Source organism: Saccharicrinis carchari (assembly GCF_900182605.1).
GTDB lineage: Bacteria > Bacteroidota > Bacteroidia > Bacteroidales > Marinilabiliaceae > Saccharicrinis > Saccharicrinis carchari.
Genome location: NZ_FXTB01000009.1, coordinates 57344 through 78015 on the forward strand (window position 1 = coordinate 57344; position 20672 = coordinate 78015).

The 20672-nt window shown below is 43.1% G+C and carries 13 protein-coding genes; 12 read left to right on the top strand and 1 reads right to left on the bottom strand.

Going from position 1 to position 20672, the window contains the following annotated elements:
- The first annotated feature begins 67 nt into the window (after nt 1-67).
- The 11 genes from FN809_RS14460 to FN809_RS14510 all read left to right on the top strand — a co-directional run bounded on the left by FN809_RS14460 (nt 68) and on the right by FN809_RS14510 (nt 17619).
- Nucleotides 68-1255, top strand: coding sequence for a DUF4959 domain-containing protein (locus FN809_RS14460; protein ID WP_142534248.1), 1188 nt, complete (start codon nt 68-70; stop codon nt 1253-1255).
- A 12-nt stretch (nt 1256-1267) separates the two neighbouring features.
- Nucleotides 1268-1639 (top strand): DUF4998 domain-containing protein, encoded by a 372-nt coding sequence (locus FN809_RS14465; protein ID WP_142534249.1) that lies wholly within the window; start codon nt 1268-1270, stop codon nt 1637-1639.
- Between the two features lie 25 nt (nt 1640-1664).
- Nucleotides 1665-3701: a cellulase family glycosylhydrolase gene (locus FN809_RS14470; RefSeq protein WP_142534250.1), complete on the top strand. Its 2037-nt coding sequence runs from the start codon at nt 1665-1667 to the stop codon at nt 3699-3701.
- A gap of 16 nt (nt 3702-3717) precedes the next feature.
- On the top strand, nt 3718-6021 hold the full coding sequence (locus FN809_RS14475; protein WP_142534251.1) for a glycoside hydrolase family 3 N-terminal domain-containing protein: 2304 nt from the start codon (nt 3718-3720) through the stop codon (nt 6019-6021).
- Between the two features lie 26 nt (nt 6022-6047).
- Nucleotides 6048-9269: a T9SS type A sorting domain-containing protein gene (locus tag FN809_RS14480; RefSeq protein ID WP_142534252.1), complete on the top strand. Its 3222-nt coding sequence runs from the start codon at nt 6048-6050 to the stop codon at nt 9267-9269.
- Between the two features lie 399 nt (nt 9270-9668).
- Nucleotides 9669-10808 (top strand): cytochrome c3 family protein, encoded by a 1140-nt coding sequence (locus tag FN809_RS14485; RefSeq protein WP_142534253.1) that lies wholly within the window; start codon nt 9669-9671, stop codon nt 10806-10808.
- 157 nt (nt 10809-10965) lie between these two features.
- Nucleotides 10966-13950 carry a Fe-S-cluster-containing hydrogenase gene (locus FN809_RS14490; protein WP_142534254.1) on the top strand — a complete coding sequence of 995 codons (2985 nt, stop codon included), beginning with the start codon at nt 10966-10968 and terminating at the stop codon, nt 13948-13950.
- A gap of 3 nt (nt 13951-13953) precedes the next feature.
- A complete protein-coding gene (gene nrfD, locus FN809_RS14495; RefSeq protein ID WP_142534255.1) occupies nt 13954-15336 on the top strand; it encodes an NrfD/PsrC family molybdoenzyme membrane anchor subunit in 1383 nt (460 codons plus the stop codon).
- Nucleotides 15323-15862 carry a DUF3341 domain-containing protein gene (locus FN809_RS14500; protein WP_142534256.1) on the top strand — a complete coding sequence of 180 codons (540 nt, stop codon included), beginning with the start codon at nt 15323-15325 and terminating at the stop codon, nt 15860-15862. Before nrfD ends, FN809_RS14500 begins: the two co-directional genes overlap by 14 nt.
- Nucleotides 15828-17051, top strand: coding sequence for a quinol:cytochrome C oxidoreductase (locus FN809_RS14505; protein ID WP_142534257.1), 1224 nt, complete (start codon nt 15828-15830; stop codon nt 17049-17051). Before FN809_RS14500 ends, FN809_RS14505 begins: the two co-directional genes overlap by 35 nt.
- Nucleotides 17035-17619, top strand: a complete 585-nt coding sequence (locus FN809_RS14510) for a c-type cytochrome (protein ID WP_185957571.1) — start codon at nt 17035-17037, stop codon at nt 17617-17619. The genes FN809_RS14505 and FN809_RS14510 overlap by 17 nt, the downstream gene beginning before the upstream one ends.
- A gap of 45 nt (nt 17620-17664) precedes the next feature.
- On the opposite strand, the gene FN809_RS14515 is transcribed toward FN809_RS14510, so the two are convergent.
- Nucleotides 17665-20085, bottom strand: coding sequence for an alpha-ketoacid dehydrogenase subunit alpha/beta (locus tag FN809_RS14515; protein WP_142534259.1), 2421 nt, complete (start codon nt 20083-20085; stop codon nt 17665-17667).
- Nucleotides 20086-20374: 289 nt separating this feature from the next.
- Here FN809_RS14515 and FN809_RS14520 point away from each other — a divergent pair, with 289 nt between their 5' ends.
- Complete coding sequence (locus tag FN809_RS14520) at nt 20375-20620, top strand: hypothetical protein (RefSeq protein ID WP_221929445.1); 246 nt, start codon at nt 20375-20377, stop codon at nt 20618-20620.
- The last annotated feature ends 52 nt before the right edge of the window (nt 20621-20672 follow it).

Consider the following 20672-nt stretch of genomic DNA (forward strand, 5'->3'; position numbering starts at 1 on the left):
TGAAATCAGCTAAGCGACAGCCGTCCCTTATCTCTTATCTATCAGTCTCATATATAATTTTAAGCAGATGAAAGCAAAAATATTATTTCCAATACTTGTATTCCTACTGGCCTCGGTAGGGTGTGAGCAAGAAGAAAATGGCATAGCTCCCGGTCAGGTTTCGGGGATTGAGGTTTTCCCAACAAATGGAGGGGCAAAAATAGTTTGTCAATTGCCTGACGATCCGGATGTGCTTTTTGCCAAGGCATATTATACCAATACACTTGGTCAGGAATTATTTACCGTAAGCAGTCTGTATAACGATACCTTATACATTAAGGGCTATAATGATACGGAAGAGCATACGGTACAGGTAGTTGCGGTGAACAGTAGCAAAAGGGAGTCGGCAGCAACAGCAGTTACTATTACACCCCTTATTTCTAATATCGAAATGGTTAAGGAAAGCATTGAAATTTCACCGGATTTTGGAGGCGTAAGAATAAGTTGGACCAACCCTGCCGCTGACATCGTTTATACCTGGTTAACATTTAAAGAAGAGGGCGCAGAAGAATCAGATCCTATATACCTGTCTTCGTCCCGGGTCAATGAATCCATTATTGTAAGGGGGATGAATACCAATCGCAAGGAGTTTTTTGTGATGGTGGAAGACTTTTACAATAACAAAACGGATAAAGTAACCAAGGGTGAACATACACCAAAATTTGAGGAGGAAATAGATAAATCGCTTTGGACATTAGTGGAGAACCTAAGCGTGGATGGAAATGCTTATGAAGGAAAAACCGTAAATATTTGGGATGGTCAGATTGACTACCTGGGCTCCAACGGACAAGGCAGCTATGCCATGATTTCGCGCGACAATAACGGAGGCCAGCTAAATTTCCCCCTCGATATAGTTATTGATTTGGGCCAGGACGATGCGGTAGTTAATCGTTTTGCTTTATGGCAGCGAGCCTACTGGTATGGTAACGAAAAAGAGTATTACTATTACCAGGGCGAGAATTTTAAAGCCTTTCGCTTATATACCAGCGATGATAAAGTAAACTGGACACTTATTGCAGAGCATTCGCTGGACGATCCCAGAGACTCTGAAGGACGTGTACCCGAAGAGTATATCCAGGCCGCCATAAATGGGCATAGCTTTAACTTACCTTCGCCGGTTAATCTCTCCCGATATTTAAAATTATCGATAACCGAAAATTTTGGAAGCGAAATATATGTGAACATATCAGAACTAACGCTTTACGGAAGCAATTAACATGATATCAATATGAAGGATAAAAGGAAATATTGGATAATACCCCTGTTGATGATATGGATATTGGGGTGCGAAGAAATGGAGGATAATTACCAACAATACTTGAGTAATCGGATTTATTCGCCTAAAGTAATAGATCTTACAGCTGAAGTAGGCTATAAAACCGCCTTGTTAAAGTGGACCAACCCGGCTGGGAATATTGCAAAAACCATCGAAATTAAATATGACGATGTGGTCATCAATACGTCCGAACTGCTTAGCCGGTATCAATTAAACGAATTGGAATTAAAAGGCTACAACATAGCTGTTTTTACCATCGACCAACACGGTAACCGTTCGGTGCCCGCCCATATATATGTATTTCCAAGTGGCGAAGAAAATTAGTAAGTAAAATATTAAAGTAAAATATATGTACAGAATTTTATTGCTCCTTGCGCTAATGTCCTTATTTAATGGCATAAAGGCCGTTAATGTAAACGGATATTTAAAAGCCGAAGGCACACAAATTGTTAATAACGATGGTAATTTCATCATCCGCGGACTTGGACCGGGTGGCTGGATGCTACAGGAAGGTTATATGTTTGGAACAGCGAATATGGCTGGTACGCAACACCAAATACGCGCCATGTTGGAGGACTTAACGGATAAGGCAACAACCGATCTGTTTTATGAGCAGTGGCTGGCTAACTTTTTTAAACTGGAGGATGTTCAATTGGTTGCCCATTGGGGTTTTAATTCCATCAGGGTTCCTTTGCATTACAATCTGTTCACCCCCCCAGTCGAGGATGAGCCCGTACAGGGACAAATAACCTGGCTAAGCAAAGGTTTTGAAATGCTTGACGGCTTATTAAGCTGGTGCGAGGCTAACGATTTGTATCTTATACTGGATTTACACGCAGCACCCGGTGGGCAGGGAAAGAATGCCGATATTAGCGACTACGACCCATCAAAACCATCCCTTTGGGAAAGTGAGCTGAACAAGCAAAAAATGGTGGCATTATGGGGCAAGCTGGCGCAGAGGTATCACAACAAAACACATATCGGTGGCTACGATCTCCTGAACGAAACCAATTGGGATTTAGACAATACCGGTAACGACAGTGGTTGTACGTGTAATGAAAACGCTCCCTTACTGGCTTTGTACCAGGACGTAATCGATGAAATCCGTCTATACGACAGCAATCATATCATTTTTATCGAAGGGAACTGTTGGGCCAATAACTTCAATGGTCTGCATTCACTTGCGGACTATGACAATAACATTGCTTTTAGTTTTCATAAATACTGGAACTATAATAGTCAAACCGAAATACAAGGCATACTGGATTTGAGACACCACCTGAATATTCCGCTATACCTGGGCGAAACAGGAGAAAATTCAAATACCTGGTTAACGGATATGGTTAAGCTATGCGAAAACTTAAATATTGGCTGGTCCACCTGGGCCTATAAACAAATGGATATTGACGATCCCTTTACCATGGTTAGTGATAAATGGCAAGCTATTGTTGACTATACCAATGGCGGTGCTAAGCCTGATAAAGCAACAGCTGCGGCTGCCATGGCCGAAATGACAACTAATTTGCTCATCGAAAATTGTGTGTATAACGAGGATGTTGTTTATGCCATTACCCAATTGCCTTATGGAGCGGCATCAAAACCATTTAAGGAACACAATATACCCGGTATAATATTCTGCACAGATTACGACATCGGTTTGCTCAATGATGCCTGGAACGATAAAGGGTATCAAAACTTGCATGGTTCAACCGGTATCTATACCGCCCCAAATCAGGGTTATGCCTACCGTAATGATGGTGTGGACATAGAAGCTTGCCTCGACTTTACAAGTAATGGTTACAATATAGGCTGGACAGAAAATGGAGAATGGCTTAAATACACGCTAAATAACATAACCGAAGGATATTACGATATAACCTTCAGGGTGGCTTCCCCGCAAAAAGGTCAGCTCAACCTACTCATTGGTTCAAAAGCCATTAGCCCTTCGCAACATATCGAAGTGCCTAATACGAATGGGTACCAGGCATGGTCGGATGTTAAGTATAGCAATGTTTTCATCGGTAAAAACGAAAAGGAAATAAAACTTTACATTATTCAGGGTGGTTTCAACCTTAATTATATCCACTTTGACTTAGTTACACCAACAGCGCTTCCTAAGGAGATGAGTGCTTCCGGGCTGCAAATAAAACAAGTATCCTCAACGAACCACTTAAGTGTTTCAATCAATAGCAGTTTCAATAATAAATACCATATCAATCAAATTCAGTTGTTTGATATGCACGGGCGTATCGTGGAATCAAAGCCGGACTTTTTATTCTCCGGTTCTTCCTCAATATCCTTTAATAAAGCCGATGAAAAAGGGATATATATCCTTCAGCTTTATGCTGATAAAAACAAAATAACGCAAAAACTTATTCAACGATAACAGATTTTTTAACATTATGAATCTAATTAAAGCACTATATCTGCTCCTGCTCATCGTAATTGTTGGTGGATGCAGCCCTTCGCCTTCCGATACGGTTGAACGCATACCATTTGTTGAGCAGCTGATTGGGCAAATGACCATTGAAGAAAAGGTGGGGCAAACAGCTCAAATAACATTGGATGTAATTACTAAAGGAGATGACCCGTATTCAAGTTACGAACCCTTACAGATGGACAACGAGCGGATTGAGGATGCAGTTGCCAATTACCATGTGGGCGCTGTGTTAAATACAGCCAACAATAGAGCCAGGGACATACATACCTGGCATCAAGTCGTGTCTTCCATACAAAATGTGGCCACTGAAAACACACGATTAAAAATACCGGTCTTGTACGGTATCGATGCCATTCATGGTGGCACCTACACCGCCGAAGCAACCATGTTTCCTCAACAAATTGCTCAAGCGGCCACATGGAACCGCGATTTAGTTTATCAGGCAGCCAAAGTAACAGCTGCCGAAACACGCGCCAGCAATATCCCCTGGAACTTTTCGCCTGTGTTAGACTTAGGGGGCGATGCCCGATGGCCACGTATATGGGAAACCTTTGGCGAAGACCCTTATCTGATTTCGGAGATGGGTGTTCAGATGATAAAGGGTTATCAGGGAAAACAGCTTAGTTCCGCAACAAGTGTAGCGGCTTGCGTAAAGCATTTTATTGGGTACTCTACCCTGGCATCTTCCGGAAAGGACCGCACTCCCTCCGAAATATCTGATATTTCATTACGCGAATATCACCTGCCGGCATTTCAAAAAGCGGTGGAGGTGGGTGCTGCATCAGTTATGATAAACTCGGGCTTAGTGAATGGAGTTTCCGTACATGGGAGTCATAATTTAATTACCGGATTACTGAAAAAGGAGTTGGGATTTAATGGTTTGGTTGTTACAGATTGGGCGGATGTTGAGAATCTCCATAATAGGGATAAAGTGGCCTCCTCACATAAAGAAGCGATTAAGCTGGCTTTTAATGCCGGCATTGATATGTCTATGATTCCTTATAACTATGTGCAGTATTGTGATTTACTCGTTGAGCTAGTGAATGAAAAAGAGATTAGTATGGAGCGATTAAATGATGCCGTAAGACGTATTTTAAACCTCAAATATAAATTGGGTCTTTTTGATACCCCCGTAGTAAAACCTAATCCGGATATCTTTAGTAAAACGCACAATAAAATAGCCTATACAGCGGCATCGGAAGCAATTACCTTGTTGAAAAATAAATCGGAGTTGTTGCCTCTTTCCAAAAGCAAAAGGATATTAGTAGCCGGCCCCAATGCCAATAGTATGCGAACGGTAAATGGTGGGTGGAGCTACTCGTGGCAAGGAGAAAAAGCAGAGGAGTATGCGATGGAATATAATACCATATTAGAAGCCATTGAAAATAAATTTGGAAAAACAAATGTTGTTCATGTGCCTGGTGTAGAGTATAATATGCATGGCCGAACCTATATGGATGAGCATAAGGTAGATTTTAATGCGGCCGTTAAAGCTGCAAAAAATGTGGATGTCATTATTTTATGCCTTGGCGAAAATTCCTACACAGAAAAGCCTGGCGACCTGAATGATTTAACGATTTCTGAGAATCAGGAAAAATTGGCGCTTGAGCTCGCTAATACCGGCAAGCCAATCGTGTTGGTACTTAATGCGGGTCGGCCTCGCATTATAAGTGGGTTTGCAGATAATATGACCGCCATTATTCAAACCTATTTGTGTGGCAACCATACAGGTGATGCCCTGGCCGATATACTAAGCGGCGATGTAAACCCTTCCGGAAAATTGCCTTATACCTATCCAATGTTCAATAATTCCCTGGGCACTTATTATCATAAGCACAGCGAAGAAAGTAAAACACCAGAAGGCATGTATAATTACGAGGGTGGTTTTTATCAACAGTTTAAATTTGGGCACGGTTTAAGTTATACTTCTTTTAGCTACACTAATCTCCAGGTTTCACAAAATGAGTTGAATAATAATACGGAGTTATCTATTAGTGTTGATGTTAAAAATACCGGAGAGCGAGCCGGAAAAGAGGTGGTAATGCTCTATTCAGCCGACTTGTATGCTTCGCTTGCTCCTGATGTGAAACGCCTGCGCCGTTTTAATAAGATTCTTTTAAATCCCGGAGAAACAAAAACGGTCACTTTTTCTATTACAGCCAACGATTTATCGTTTATCAATGCACTGGGCCAACGAGTTACAGAACCCGGTGATTTTGAACTCACGGTTGCCAATCTATCCAAAACGATCACCCTCATTAAATAATTTATTAATCACTTAAATCAAATACAATGGCACATGTAAAACATCTACTTTTATTAGCCTTGTTAATAGGCTTTAATCTCTCTGCCTATGCGCAGGATGTAACATTATTGGATTTTGAATCCGATAATCTGAATATGGGAGCCTGGAATGGCGTTGCCGTACAGCGAGTTTCCAGTTCAGATATCCCGGCAGGCAATTTATCTGCCTACGCTATAGAGTATACCCACCCCGGAAATAATTGGTGGGGGGGTGCTTATTTTAATGACCTTGCCCAAAAGGTTGATGTAACCGTAACCCCTTACGTAAAGTTCAAGGTTTATTCAAGTAGCCCCGTCTATATCCAGGCTAAACTCGAAGGAGGCGATAACGGGAATAATTATGAACGTGGTTATCAACTAAGCCATGATCAACTCAACAAATGGACCGAAGTGGTTTTTAACTTTGGAACCGTTACCGACGATAATAACTATGGTACACTCGTTGTGTGGTTTGACGCCCCCAATAATTATGCAATGGCGGGCTCTAAATTTTACCTGGATGATATTGTAAAAACGAGTACAGCACCTGCCGGAAAAATTAGTTTCCTGCCATCGGATAACTCCATAGTATATGCTGCCCCTTCAAAATTGCATCTTGGCTCATATACTTACAAGCTTCAAAAAAATGGCGCAGACATTACAAATTCTAGTTTAGATGGTGTTTTATACTTAAAAAACAGCGCAAATACCGACATCCCCTTCACAGCAGAGCTGAACGAGGGCGACCAAAGTAATAAGTTCTTTTCCAATATTTCAATTACACCTTCAATGGCATTGATGGACGGGACGTATACCTTTGGTATAGTTGACAACACCTTAACCTATGCCGATGGTTCATCCACCGCTGTTAACGGTAGCCACAGTTCATTTACCATTGATTCTAATGGTTATGGTGTATTGAGCATGTATGAAGATTTTGACACCAATTCTAATACCCTTGTTGTTGATGCGGTGGAGGGTACCGTTTCGGAAGTAGCCAACCCGAGTGGTGCCGGCAAGGTAGCCATGTTTAACAAAGGCGAAAATGAATGGGGCCGAATCCACTATGAACTGAACAGACCTGTGGATCTGTCTGCCGGAAAAGTATTTTCCTTTGACGTTTACCATAGCGCAACGGCCGATTTTAGGTTTAAACTGTCAGAAATAAAAGGGGACGGTGGCGTAGCCAAAGAAATAGATTTGGCCTATACCACACCGGGAGCCTGGCAAACACTCACCGTTGATTTTTCCGATGTGTCTTTTGCTGATGTTGACTTCAACCATATCCTTATTTATCCGCTTGGGGCCGACACTAAAAATGCCAATATTTATTTCGACAACTTGCAAGGAGCAGCATTGCAGTCAGCAACTATAAGTTTTTTACCGGCAGAGGGCGCTACAGAAATAAATGGCTTTACAGATAAATTAACCATTAAATCAAATGTTAAATTGCTGAATGCCGATGGATCGGAAATTACAGATTTGTCAGCACGAGCTTACATGAAAAAAGGCATCGATGATTTTACAGATTTTGAGGTAGCCATTAATGAGGATAAAACCCTTATCACCTTTACCTTAACTAAGTTGCCGATGAATATTTCAACACAATATACATTTGGCATTAACGATAACGCCATTAAATTCCACGATGAGGCCGGTACTTTAACTGGTTTGGAAAGTACATTTACATCCAATGCAATCAATCCGTCAAGTACAGTTGTTTACTCGGATTACGAAACAGTTGAACTTATTAATTTCGGGAGCTGGAATAACTCTTCAAAGTTTGAGAAGGTGGCCAATCCGGCCAAAGATGCAGTAAATGGATCCGATAATGTAGGAGCTTACATACATGGTGGTGGCGATGCCGGTATTGGTGATGATTTGCCCGGTAATGTAAATTTTGTGGCCACTCCCTATTTCCGAATAAAAGTATGGTCGGCACACCCGGCGCTGGTAAGGCTCAAGCTTGAGAATAATCCGGACTGGGGAACAAACAGGGAGATAGGTGTTCAATTAAAACCTGAGCAAACCGGAAAGTGGACCGAACTGTTTTTTGACTTCTCGGGAACAGCGTTTACCAACTTAAATAAGATAGTACTTACCATCGATCCGTCAAGCACTTTTTATACAGCCGGAGATAAAATTTATTTCGATGATATTGTGGCAAGTAATACGGCACCACAAATTGAAATGACTTCTTACCCGACCGATAACGCGGTAGGGGCGCCACTTATAGGTACTTATTATATTAAAACAAACCTAAGCTTTGATTTGCCCGGAAGCGCAGCGTTAACGAATGCTAATTTAGGCGACTACTGGAAATTAAGAAAGGACAATAGCGCTGGTGCTGAAGTTGCGGCTGCCATTAATTTCGATGCAGCGCAGAATATGCTGCAATTAACGCCTTTGTCCTTATTGGATGCCAACACTAGCTATTGGTTGGGTGTACCCGATGGCGACTTGAGTTACTCTTCGGGTGATGTAGTAAATGGTTTAAACATCACTTTTACTACGGGTGAGGCACCTGTATTTACAATGTACAACGACTTTGATGGTACCGATGTAACAACGGTTGTTGAAGGAATGGGAGATCCCGCAGGAGCATTGAACCCGGGGCAGCTGAACCCGGATGGATCATTCTCGTTTGTGGCTCAGTGGGATAAAGGAACCAGCTGGGGCGGTTGGGAACGCATTCATGTTGAGTTGAATAAAGCCATTGACTTTACAGAAGATAATGTAATCTCATTAAAAGTCTATTCGCCCAAAGCAACTTTTGTGCGACTCAAAGTGGGCACCGAAAAAGATAATGAAGGAGGTATTTATAAAGAAACGGATGCACAAGTAACCACGATAGATGGATGGCAAACACTATATTTTGGCCTCGGTGAAATGCCTTCAAATGATTATTCGCATTTGTTTATATATATTGATGGAGGCGTTGAAGATGCACAAACTTACTACATCGATGATATTAAAGGACCCGCCCTGAGAGAAGCCACAGCAATAGATAACACAGATAGTTTGGAGAATTTATCCATCAGCCCCAATCCGGCAACATCTTACATTAAAATTCAAAATATAACCAATGAGATGGTTCAAATATTCAACGTGTCAGGTGTACTGGTTAAGCAGATTCGTAATTCCAATACCGCCATTAACATCGATGATTTAAATACAGGTATCTACTTTGTTAAGGTTGGCGATAGGCTCAGTAAATTCATAAGAAAATAATTAAAATATAATTTTCACGAATGATTTAGAGGGTGTTTACTTTGGTAAATGCCCTCTTTTTTTTTGTGACAGAGAATTTAATCAAGGGGCTAGCCAATAATTTTCTTAATCTTCAAATAACTATTCTTTAATTATCCAACTTTCCTCTCTTCACTTGATGTTTTTCCCAAAAGTAGTATTGACGGCAACAAGCGTGTATTAATTAATGCTATTTATATTACCATTGGTTTTTATCCTACCATAACCACATATCTAATTTTTGTTAATATTTGTTGAACAATATTTAAGCTTAAGCCTTGTTTATTGTGACAACAAAATTTTATGGTTCATTTTTTTTTGTAAATTGTGGGTGATTATTTAACGCATGTTAACAGATTATCTTTAAAACCTTGATTCAACATGAAGATATTTTCTTGTATTACACCTGTAAATATCAGGTTTGTTCTATTAGCCTCCCTGTTGTGTTCTTTCTCCATACATGCCTTTTCATCCCAAAACGGAAAGCCCTACGCCGAGTCCGACGAGTTTAATTTGATGATGGGCGAACGTCTTTTCGAGGGATTAATTACTACAGGCGAAAACACCCCTTCATGTATCTCGTGCCATGCCAAGTTCACCGGCGACAGCATCAACTGGAATCCCACGGCCATGGAGATTGCAATGGCTACTCAGGGACTTGATTTTGAAGACTTCAAAAGTATTGTTAATAGCCCTGCAGACGGATTTATAGCCAAGGTGCACAAAGGGTATGATTTAAGTGACGAGCAAGTAGCACAAATAAGGTTTTACCTAAAAACATTGGGAACCGAAGGGCCTGGCGAAAAACCCGCAAACTACCCTCAACTTTTGTTATTCGTGTTCTTGGGTCTCCTTATGGCACTGGCGCTTATTGATTTGCTATTCACCAAAATAGTGCGCTATAAAATGGTGCATATCCTCATTATAGTTATTGGCGTAACCGTACATTTAAAAATGGCTTATGCAGGGGCTGCCGGTTTAAGCCGGAGTGAAGGTTACATGCCCGACCAGCCCATCAAATTTTCGCACAAGGTACATGCCGGCGATAATAAGATTGATTGTATGTACTGCCATTTTAGTGCCGAAACAAGTAAATCGGCAGGTATTCCCGGTCCGGGCTTGTGTATGAACTGCCACGTAATTGTGCGTGAAGGAAGCCTTTCGGGAAAATCTGAAATTGCCAAGCTGATTAAACATTACGAAGAAGGAACGGACATTGAGTGGGTGCGGGTGCACAACCTGCCCGACCATGTATTTTTTAGCCATGCCCAGCATGTTAAAGCCGGAAAAATAGATTGCAACCAGTGCCATGGCCCGGTAGAGGAAATGCATATACTGAAACAGCAAAACGACCTTTCCATGAGCTGGTGTTTGGATTGCCATAAAACTACCAATGTGCAGTTTAATAACGATTATTATTCCATTTACGATAAATATCATAGCGAGCTGGCGCAAGGGGCACGTGATTCCATAAAGGCAGTTGACATAGGTGCTAATGATTGCATGAAGTGCCATTACTAACTTGTTATAGTTAAATGTATAATTAATAGGATTATCTATTGGAACGATTGGTAAATCCATTTTAATGCTGGAATGAAACGAACCCTCAAAGGTTTGGGTCAGGCTATGTAGTAAAAAATCATATATAAAAGCATGTAATACCATACACATTGTAGGAATGAAAAAATACTGGAAAAGCTTAGAAGAATATAAAGAAGGGGTAAAAGACGACCATGTCCACTTGCCCAATAAAATTCAAGCTAGCGAGGCGTTGAAAGCATCGCGGAGGGATTTTTTAAAGTATTTTGGATTTAGCGTGGCCTCGGCTGCGGTGCTGGCCAGCTGTGAGCGTCCCGTAAAAAAGGCCATCCCCCTGCTCATTCAACCCGAAGAGGTTCGTCCCGGCGTTGCCAGCTTTTATGCCTCTACCTTTTATGTGGGCAGCGAGGCGGTTCCCATCCTGGTAAAAGTGCGCGATGGCCGTCCCATTAAAATTGAGGGCAACGAGCTAAGCAAACTGACCCATGGAGGAACTTCAGCCCAGGTACAGGCTTCGCTTTTAGGATTGTATGATGAATCGCGACCCAAAAATCCTACCTTTAATAAAGAGGAAATAACCTGGGAAAAAGCCAATGCCGGTATTAAAACAACGCTGGATAATTTATCAGCCGATAAAGATATCGTGCTTTTAACGGCTACTATTATCAGCCCTTCGCAAAAAGCTTTGATCGAAAAATTTAAAGCTAAATACCCCAACTTAAAACAAATTAGTTTAGATACATATTCCTATTCGGGACTGCGGGAAGCTTATGAGGCTTTGGTTGGTGAAGCTATCATTCCAAGCTACAGGTTCGACAAGGCAAAGGTTATCGTTTCGTTCGGTGCCGACTTTTTAGGTACCTGGCTCATGCCAACGGTTTTTACTCATCAATATGTACAAAACAGAAAACTCGACGACGGACAAAAAAACTTATCCAAACATATTCATTTCGAGGGCTTAATGTCCTTGACCGGCTCTAATGCCGACGAGCGATATGTAATTAAGCCATCACAGGAAGGAAAATATGTGTTGTCGCTCTATAACGAGGTGGCCAAAACCATGGGTTTAACTACCCTGAACAAGGGAGGCTTCGAGAAAGAGGTGAAAGCTGTGGCCACACAATTGCTTGCCAACAAGTCAGCATCCCTGGTGCTGTCCGGCTCCAACGATAAAAATATCCAGTTGCTTGTTGGCGGCATAAATGCAATGTTGGGCAGCTACGGCAGTACCATCGATATAAATCAGGAGATTAACCTCTACCAGGGGAATGACCGGGCGCTGGATCAAGTGATGCAGAGTTGTAAACAGGGCGAAGTAGGTGCGCTGATTTGTTTGGAATCGAACCCGGCCTACAATATGCACCATGCCGGATCTTTTAAAGAAGCCATTAAAAATGTTGGCTTTAGCGTTAACATCACCTCTCAAAACGACGAAACAAGTGCCTTGTGCAACTATGTGTTGCCGGCCAGTCATTTCTTGGAATCGTGGGGCGATGCGGAAGCTGTGTCAGGGATGCTTAGCTTAACGCAACCTGTTATCCGCCCCATTTATAACACCAAAGATATAAATCAGATTTTACTAAACTTATTGGGCGAGGACATCAACTCCTACGATTATCTCTATCAATATTGGCAAGATAATGTCATCCCCCAATCCCCTGACGAAAACCCATTTATCTCCACCTGGAAAAAGACCTTGAGTGCGGGGCTACTTTCTGTAGAACGCGACAAGCCTGCCAAATCAATTGTAAATCCGGATCTTTCGTCGGCTGCATCAAAGGTGAGCTCCAATAAATATGCGGATGGATTGGAACTCATCGCTTATCAATCGGTTCCGGTGGGCGATGGCAAAATGGCCAATAACCCCTGGTTACAAGAGTTGCCCGATCCTGTATCGCGCGTTTGTTGGGACAATTATTTTTCAGTTTCGCCAAGGTTGGCAGAAGAAAAAGGATGGAAACAGGGCGATGTTATTTCTGTTTCGGGCATCCAGCTGCCTGTTTTTGTGCAACCCGGAAATCACAATCAGGTTATCAGTGTGGCCTTGGGATATGGACGAACCATGGAAGGCCCCAAACCGGAGGTAATAGGCAAAGATGTTAAACATCTGTTTGTATCAAAAGATAAAAGCGTTATATACCATACGGCTATCGCCGATGCAAAAAACACAGGCCGATTGTACGAACTGGCTACCACCCAAAGCCACCATTCCATGGAAGGCAGGGCCATCGTCCGCGAGACCTCACTGAGCCAATATCTAAAAGATCCCGCTTCGGGCAACGAGATGCACGCTGAAATAGAAAAGCTGCATACTACCTTATATAATAAACACGAGTACAAAGGTCATCACTGGGCTATGTTTATCGACCTGAATTCGTGTACGGGTTGTAACGCTTGTGTGGTGGCATGTAATGTCGAAAACAATGTGCCCGTGGTGGGTAGGGATGAGGTACGCCGCTCGCACGAAATGCATTGGATACGAATAGATCGCTATTACACGCAAGCCCCCGACGATCCGGCCAGCCTTCGTGTAGTGCGCCAGCCTGTTATGTGCCAGCATTGCGATAATGCGCCTTGCGAAAATGTTTGTCCGGTAGCCGCCACCAACCATAGCTCAGAGGGCATTAACCAGATGGCCTATAACCGATGCATAGGCACGCGTTATTGTAATAACAACTGCCCTTACAAGGTACGACGCTTCAACTGGTACGATTATAACGGAGCAGATGCCATCCCCTATAACCGAAAAGATCCGGCGGGCATGTCCACCGATCTGAAACGACTGGTGCTCAATCCCGACGTAACGGTACGTGCCAAAGGGGTTATCGAAAAATGCTCCTTTTGCATTCAGCGTATCCAGGAAAAGAAGTTGGATGCAAAAAAAGCCGGTGAACCTCTGCGCGACGGAGCTATACAGACCGCCTGTCAGCAAGGCTGCCCGGCCAAGGCCATTACTTTTGGCGATATGAACGACGAAAAAAGTGCGGTAAGCAAAATGATGAAAGACCCGCGCAGGTATCATCTTTTAGAGGAATTGCATACCCTGCCCAGCGTGGCCTATCTTACCAAAGTACGAAATATGGAAGAAGAATTAAATTCAGTACCCGAACATAAAAACGCATAACTAATGTACGTATCACCATTAAGGGAGCCTTTAGTTACCGGGGCAAAGAGTTACAAACAGGTAACCGATGATATCATAAGGCCTATGGAGGGCAAGCCCGGCAAGCTTTGGTATGCCGGTTTGACCTTGGCCTTGTTGGCATTGGCGGTGGGGGGTTTTGCCATTTACCTTACGGTATGGGATGGAATTGGCACCTGGGGCCTCAACAAAACAGTAGGCTGGGGCTGGGGCATCACCAACTTTGTATGGTGGGTGGGTATCGGCCATGCCGGTACGTTTATCTCGGCTATTTTGCTGCTGTTCCGTCAGAAATGGCGCACCAGCATCAACCGCAGCGCCGAGGCCATGACTATATTTGCGGTGATGTGCGCAGGACTGTTTCCCTTGATACACATGGGACGACTGCCACTGGCCTTTTTTGTTTTTCCTTATCCCAACACCCGCGATCTGTGGGTCAACTTTAATTCCCCTCTTCTGTGGGACGTATTCGCTATCTCTACCTATTTCCTGGTTTCAGTATTGTTTTGGTATATGGGCCTAATACCCGATATCGCTTCCATTCGCGATAGGATGAAAAAAGGTATTGGTAAAAAGATTTATGGGCTATTGAGCTTTGGCTGGACAGGTTCGGCCCGTCACTGGTCGCGCCACGAATCCATGAGTTTGATATTGGCCGGATTGGCCGCCCCTCTGGTACTTTCGGTACATACCATTGTGAGTATGGACTTTGCCACATCGGTTATCCCGGGCTGGCATACCACTATCTTTCCGCCCTATTTTGTGTCGGGTGCCGTGTTCTCGGGCTTTGCCATGGTGCTCAGCCTTATGATTATCACCCGTAAGGCACTCAATCTGGAAAATTACATTACGGTTGGGCACGTAGAATCAATGAACAAGGTAATTATTGCCACGGGATCCATTGTGGGTATCGCCTATGTAACCGAGTTTTTTATGGCCTGGTACTCGGGAGTGGTGTACGAGCAATATGCCTTTATAAACCGTGCCTTTGGACCCTACTGGTGGGCCTACTGGATTATGATGGCTTGTAATGTAATTACGCCTCAACTTTTTTGGTTTAAAAAGATACGGCGCAATCTGGCAGCTACCTTTGTGATATCCATTTTTATCAATATCGGAATGTGGTTCGAGCGTTTTGTCATTATCGTAACCTCACTACACCGCGATTTTTTACCTTCGAGCTGGGTGATGTACTATCCAACCTGGGTTGAGGTAGGGGTGTTTTTGGGTACCTTCGGATTGTTCTTCACCATGTTCTTTTTATTTATCCGGTTCTTCCCGGTGGTGGCCATCGCCGAAGTAAAAAGTGTGCTGAAGAGTTCGGGCGAAAAATTTATCAAGAAAGGAGGTCGCGATGAGAAGCAATAAATATATAACGGGTCTTTTTTGGGATGATAAAGAGCTGATTAAGGCCATCAAAGAAATACAGGATAAGGATGTTGCCATATTTGATGTGCGCACCCCCTTCCCCGTACATGGCTTAGATGATGTGCTAAAATTAAAGCGGTCGCGTTTACCACGATTGGGCTTTGTGGCGGGGGCTTTGGGTGGCATTTTGGCATTTTGGTTTCAAGCCTGGGTTTTTACAACAAGCTGGCCGCTTAATTTTGGAGGTAAACCATTTTTCTCTGTGCCTTCCTTTATTCCGGTAACCTTTGAAATGGCCGTACTTTTTGCCGCCATATCACTGGTAGTAGGTTTTCTAATAAAATCAGGCTTAGGGCCTGGTGCAGAAACCATTATTTTTGACGAGAGAACAACGGATGATGCCTTTTTGATAGTGGTTGAAGTAAATGAAAAAAATAAATCGGAGATGATTTCTGAAATGTTGACTAGTGCAGGAGCTCAGGAAGTAAAGTATGTTGAACCTACTAAAACCGATAGCCATGCATGAGGAGTCTGTAAAGGAATTTAAAATGGATTTTATCTTCCCTAAAAAGGGAACAACAGTGCTTGCCGCAGCTGCAATAGTTGGCCTTGTGCTGACCCTGTTAGGTTTTTTTGCGGGCGGGATAGATGGCCACCGCTTTTGGGCCAACATTCTGCTTAACGGTTTTATGATCATCGGCCTCTGCCTCGGTGCCGGTTTTTTTGTAGCGGTACATTTGATTTCTGAATCGGGCTGGCAAACCGCTGTGCAGCGTATCGGGGAAGCCATCGCCAGCCGCATTTGGTTGGGCGCACTGATGATGATACTTATTATTTTTGGGGCACATTCTCTGTACCACTGGACACATACCGAAGATTTGGACGCTTTGCTACAGATGAAACAACCTTATTTAAACCTGCCCTTTTTTATCGCCCGCATGTTATTTTACCTGGCGGGATGGATTTTTCTTCTGGGCAAGATAAGGCAGGTTTCGCTGATGAGCGACACCAACCCCGACATGAAATTATTTTACCGCCTGCGCACCTATTCCGCGGTTTTTGTGGTGTTTTTTGCTATCACCAGTTCTACCGCTTCGTGGGATTGGCTCATGAGTATCGATGCCCACTGGTTTAGCACCCTGTATGGCTGGTACACTTTTTCGGGTTTGTTTGTAAATGCCATTGCCGTTATCATCATATTTTTGGTGGTGCTGCAAAAAATGGGTTACATGCAGCACGTGAACGAGGAGCATATGCACGATATGGGGAAATACCTTTTTGGCTTCAGTATTTTTTGGGCTTACCTTTGGATATCGCAGTACCTGCTAATCTGGTATGCAAATATTCCCGAAGAAACCACCTATTTTGTTACCCGGATCAAAGGCTTCGAAACACTGTTTTATTTAAACTTAATCATCTGCTTTGTGGCACCATTTTTTGCGCTCATGTCGCGTGGAAGTAAACGGAAGTCTGATTGGTTATTGTACGTTTCCATTATCGTTTTTATGGGCCATTGGGTCGATTTGTATCTTGCCATCATGCCCGGTGCAGTTGGCGCAGAACATGCGCATATCGGTTTATTCGAGATTGGGATGACCCTTGTTTATGTTTCCGTGTTTGCATGGTTTGTGTTTAAAGCCCTCACAAAAGCGAAGCTCGTTCCCGAGAACCACCCTTTTTATAAAGAAAGTTTCGACTATGAAAATATCAAGTAAATACTATCTGAGCTTGCCCATTGCATTGGCATTTACCCTGTTTTCCGTTTCATGTGATAAGGACCGAAACAAGCCGGGTTACAGTTATTTCCCGGATATGGAAGAGAGCAGAAGCTACGAAACCTATAGCGAGAATCCGGTGTTGGAGGGTGGCAACACCAATTTGCTGCCCGTGGAAAATACCATACCTCGTGGCATCATTCCCTACCAGTTCGAAAAGACCGAGGAAGACCGTAAACTGGCCGGTCAAAACCTCCTGAATCCTTATCTGGGGAAACCCAATGAGGCACAGATATTAAAAGAAGGAAAACGCCTGTACAACATTTATTGTTTGCATTGCCATGGCGACAAAGGTGATGGTAAAGGTTTTTTGTTTACCAGTGGCAAATACCCCTACCCACCGGCCAGCCTGCTCACCGATAAGGTAGTTACCAAGCCCGATGGCGAAATGTTTCATGCCATATCCATCGGCTTTGGCGTTATGGGCGCCCACCAGGGCCAAATCCAACCCGACGACAGATGGAAAATTGTGAGCTATATCAGAAGGGAGTTGATAGAGCGGCAATAAGGGTTAAATGAGCAACAACAAAATATTGTGTAATTTAGGTGGATTTTAGTAAATAGGGGGGTACTTATCGGGATTAAACTCACTTAGGATTCCATAAATGGCTTCGTATAAATCTTCAGCATTGGGGTTGGAGAAGTAATCGCCGTCGGTACCAAAGGCCGGACGGTGATCCTTGCCCGTCACCGTCTGTGGTTCAGAGTCGAGGTATTTAAATCCTCCTTGTTTTTCAAGCACCTGCTGCATCATGTAAGCCGTGGTACCTCCCGGCACGTCTTCATCGAAAAACACCACCCGGTTGGTCTTTTTTATGGAGTGCAGAATCACCCCGTGAATATCAAAAGGTAACAGTGTTTGTACATCAATTAATTCAACTGAGATTCCTACCTCATTTAATTGCTGAACGGCTTCTTGAGCAATCCTGACGCAGGAACCATAAGTTACTACGGTAACATGAGTGCCCTGCTGCAGCACTTCCGGTATACCTAAAGGCACAGTAAATTCTCCTATATTGTCAGGACGGGGCTCACGTACCCTGTATGCATTCAAGGGTTCTATCACCAAGCCGGGGTCATCGCCTTGCAATAGGGTGTTGTACATGCCGGCAGCTCGTGTCATATCACGAGGTACGCAAACGTAAACGCCCCTGATGGAATTGATAACCATACTAGTGGGGGAGCCGGAGTGCCAAATACCTTCGAGGCGATGGCCACGGGTGCGCACTATCATGGGAGCTTTTTGTCCACCTTTGGTCCGGTATCGTAGCGTGGCCAGATCATCACTTATGGTTTGCAGTCCATACATTAAATAATCGAAATATTGTATTTCGGCTATGGGTCTGAACCCACGCAGGGCTAATCCCAGGCCGGTGCCTATGATGCTTGTTTCCCGTATTCCTTCGTCCCATATACGTCGTGTGCCGTACTTTTTTTGTAATCCTTCCATCGACTGGTTTACCCCTCCCAGTGTACCGGTGTCTTCGCCAAAACTAACCAGTTGGGGTATTTTGGCAAAGAGCGCATCAAAATTGTCGCGTAATATTTCTCTTCCGGGCACTTTAACCGTGTCATCGGCGTAGTGAGGTGGAACCACCGATACTTTTAGCGTTGAAAACTCATCCTCGGCATAGAGCCGATTGTTGTACATTATATGTGCTTTGTTTTTGTAGGCAATAATCCATTGTTGCAATCTTTGTTTTAAGCTGTTCTCTTTTGCGCAGGTAGTGCATAGGTGGCGCGCTATTTTTCGGGCGGTGGATAGAATTTCCTTTCTGTTTAGTACATAAACACCTTTCAGGCTGCTTATTAATTCTTTTAGCGCTTCATCCTGACTTGCGGAACAGACGCACGACTTAGTTTCAATAAGATGAATTAAATCGTCACGTTCCTTGTTTAATGGATTACTATACATTTCCCATGCATTTTTTTGCGCTTCCTGCGCCTCACCTAAGGCAGCTTCTTCTATTTGTTCACATTCCGTTGCGCTGGCAATGGAGCGTTCTATCATCCACTCTTTCATCTTAAGCAGGCAGTCGAATTCTTTTTCCCACTGTAAACGTTCTGCCGATTTGTAGCGCTCGTGCGATCCGGAAGTAGAATGACCAATGGGCTGTGTTAACTCTTCTATATGAAACAGCACGGGTACATGTTCCTTTCGGCAGCGTGCTATTCCGTCCTGATAGACCTGGCACAAACCCGCATAATCCCATCCTTTTAATTTATAAATGAGGATACCCGTAGTATCCTTTACCCCTTTTTCGAATCCTTTAAGAAGATCAGAAATGCTATTTTTGGCGGTTTGTAAGTGTTTAGGAACGGAAATGCCGTATCCATCGTCCCAAACCGACACGGCCATAGGTATCTGATGCACCGCGGCCGCATTCATGGTTTCAAAAAAATGCCCCTCGGAGGTGCTGGAATCGCCAATGGTACCAAAGGCCACCTCGTTGCCATTGCGGCTAAATTTAAGATGATTTTTTATAGCCGGGTTGTTACGATATAATTTAGATGCTAAAGCCAAACCTAACAATCGTGGCATCTGACCTCCGGTAGGCGAAATATCTGATGAGGTACATTTTATATCAACGATATTTTTCCATTGACCCGACTCCTTTATGATGCGCGTTCCAAAATGGTTGTTAAAGGAGCGTCCACCGTTATCCGGATTCAGGTCGGTATCTGTTTGGCCATATAGTGCGGCAAAAAATTGCATCGGGGTGGTCATGCCGGCTGCCAGCATAAAGGTTTGGTCGCGATAATAACCCGAACGCCAATCGCCTTTTTTAAACTGTTTGGCCATGGCTATTTGTGCCAGCTCCTTCCCATCGCCAAAAATACCAAATTTGGCTTTTCCTCCCAACACCTCTTTGCGTCCCAACAAACTTAAATTGCGACTAAGATGGGCGATACGGTAATCTTCCAGAACCTCTTTTTTAAACTCGTGAAAACTGATTCCTGATTGTGATGTCATAACTTTTTAATAGAAGGTTATACTAAAATTGGACAACTCAATAAAGTATCAAGTCGATCGTATCGTGTAGCAAAGTTGAGCCGTTTTTTTATACGGGATTTCTTTGCTTTTGTAACTAGAATTGCAATGATTCGATACTCTAATGCAAAGCTATTAAGAATTATTAAAATTAATACTTAATTATATCATATCGAATTTATCTGTAACTGCAAACATATCGTATGCTACGTTGTTTACCGATAAATTACGTAGTTTTGTAAATTCAAAAACTATATAAATTATTAAAGCTATGTTTTTAAAAGTACTGTTGTTGAGTATTGTGCTGGTGGGTGTGGTGTTTGTGCTTATGGCGATTGGGGTGTTAATTAAAAAAAACGGTAAATTCCCTAACTTGCATATCGGGAGTAATAAAGAAATGCAGAAAAGAGGTATTTCATGTGCCACTACGCAAGATAAAATGGAAAGAAAAGGGAGTATCAAAATTAAACCTTTGCATTTAGGCGAAGATGGCGATAGCCATAGTTTGAGCTGTTAGGGTAAGGGGCAAAGTGCTTGGGGCTTGGTGCTTGGAGCAAAAAAAAGCGAAA

Coding starts and splice junctions, on each gene's coding strand:
- FN809_RS14460 (WP_142534248.1), top strand. CDS start 68: ATGAAAGCAAAAATATTATTTCCAATACTTGTATTCCTACTGGCCTCG.
- FN809_RS14465 (WP_142534249.1), top strand. CDS start 1,268: ATGAAGGATAAAAGGAAATATTGGATAATACCCCTGTTGATGATATGG.
- FN809_RS14470 (WP_142534250.1), top strand. CDS start 1,665: ATGTACAGAATTTTATTGCTCCTTGCGCTAATGTCCTTATTTAATGGC.
- FN809_RS14475 (WP_142534251.1), top strand. CDS start 3,718: ATGAATCTAATTAAAGCACTATATCTGCTCCTGCTCATCGTAATTGTT.
- FN809_RS14480 (WP_142534252.1), top strand. CDS start 6,048: ATGGCACATGTAAAACATCTACTTTTATTAGCCTTGTTAATAGGCTTT.
- FN809_RS14485 (WP_142534253.1), top strand. CDS start 9,669: ATGAAGATATTTTCTTGTATTACACCTGTAAATATCAGGTTTGTTCTA.
- FN809_RS14490 (WP_142534254.1), top strand. CDS start 10,966: ATGAAAAAATACTGGAAAAGCTTAGAAGAATATAAAGAAGGGGTAAAA.
- nrfD (WP_142534255.1), top strand. CDS start 13,954: ATGTACGTATCACCATTAAGGGAGCCTTTAGTTACCGGGGCAAAGAGT.
- FN809_RS14500 (WP_142534256.1), top strand. CDS start 15,323: ATGAGAAGCAATAAATATATAACGGGTCTTTTTTGGGATGATAAAGAG.
- FN809_RS14505 (WP_142534257.1), top strand. CDS start 15,828: ATGTTGAACCTACTAAAACCGATAGCCATGCATGAGGAGTCTGTAAAG.
- FN809_RS14510 (WP_185957571.1), top strand. CDS start 17,035: ATGAAAATATCAAGTAAATACTATCTGAGCTTGCCCATTGCATTGGCA.
- FN809_RS14515 (WP_142534259.1), bottom strand. CDS start 20,085: ATGACATCACAATCAGGAATCAGTTTTCACGAGTTTAAAAAAGAGGTT.
- FN809_RS14520 (WP_221929445.1), top strand. CDS start 20,375: ATGTTTTTAAAAGTACTGTTGTTGAGTATTGTGCTGGTGGGTGTGGTG.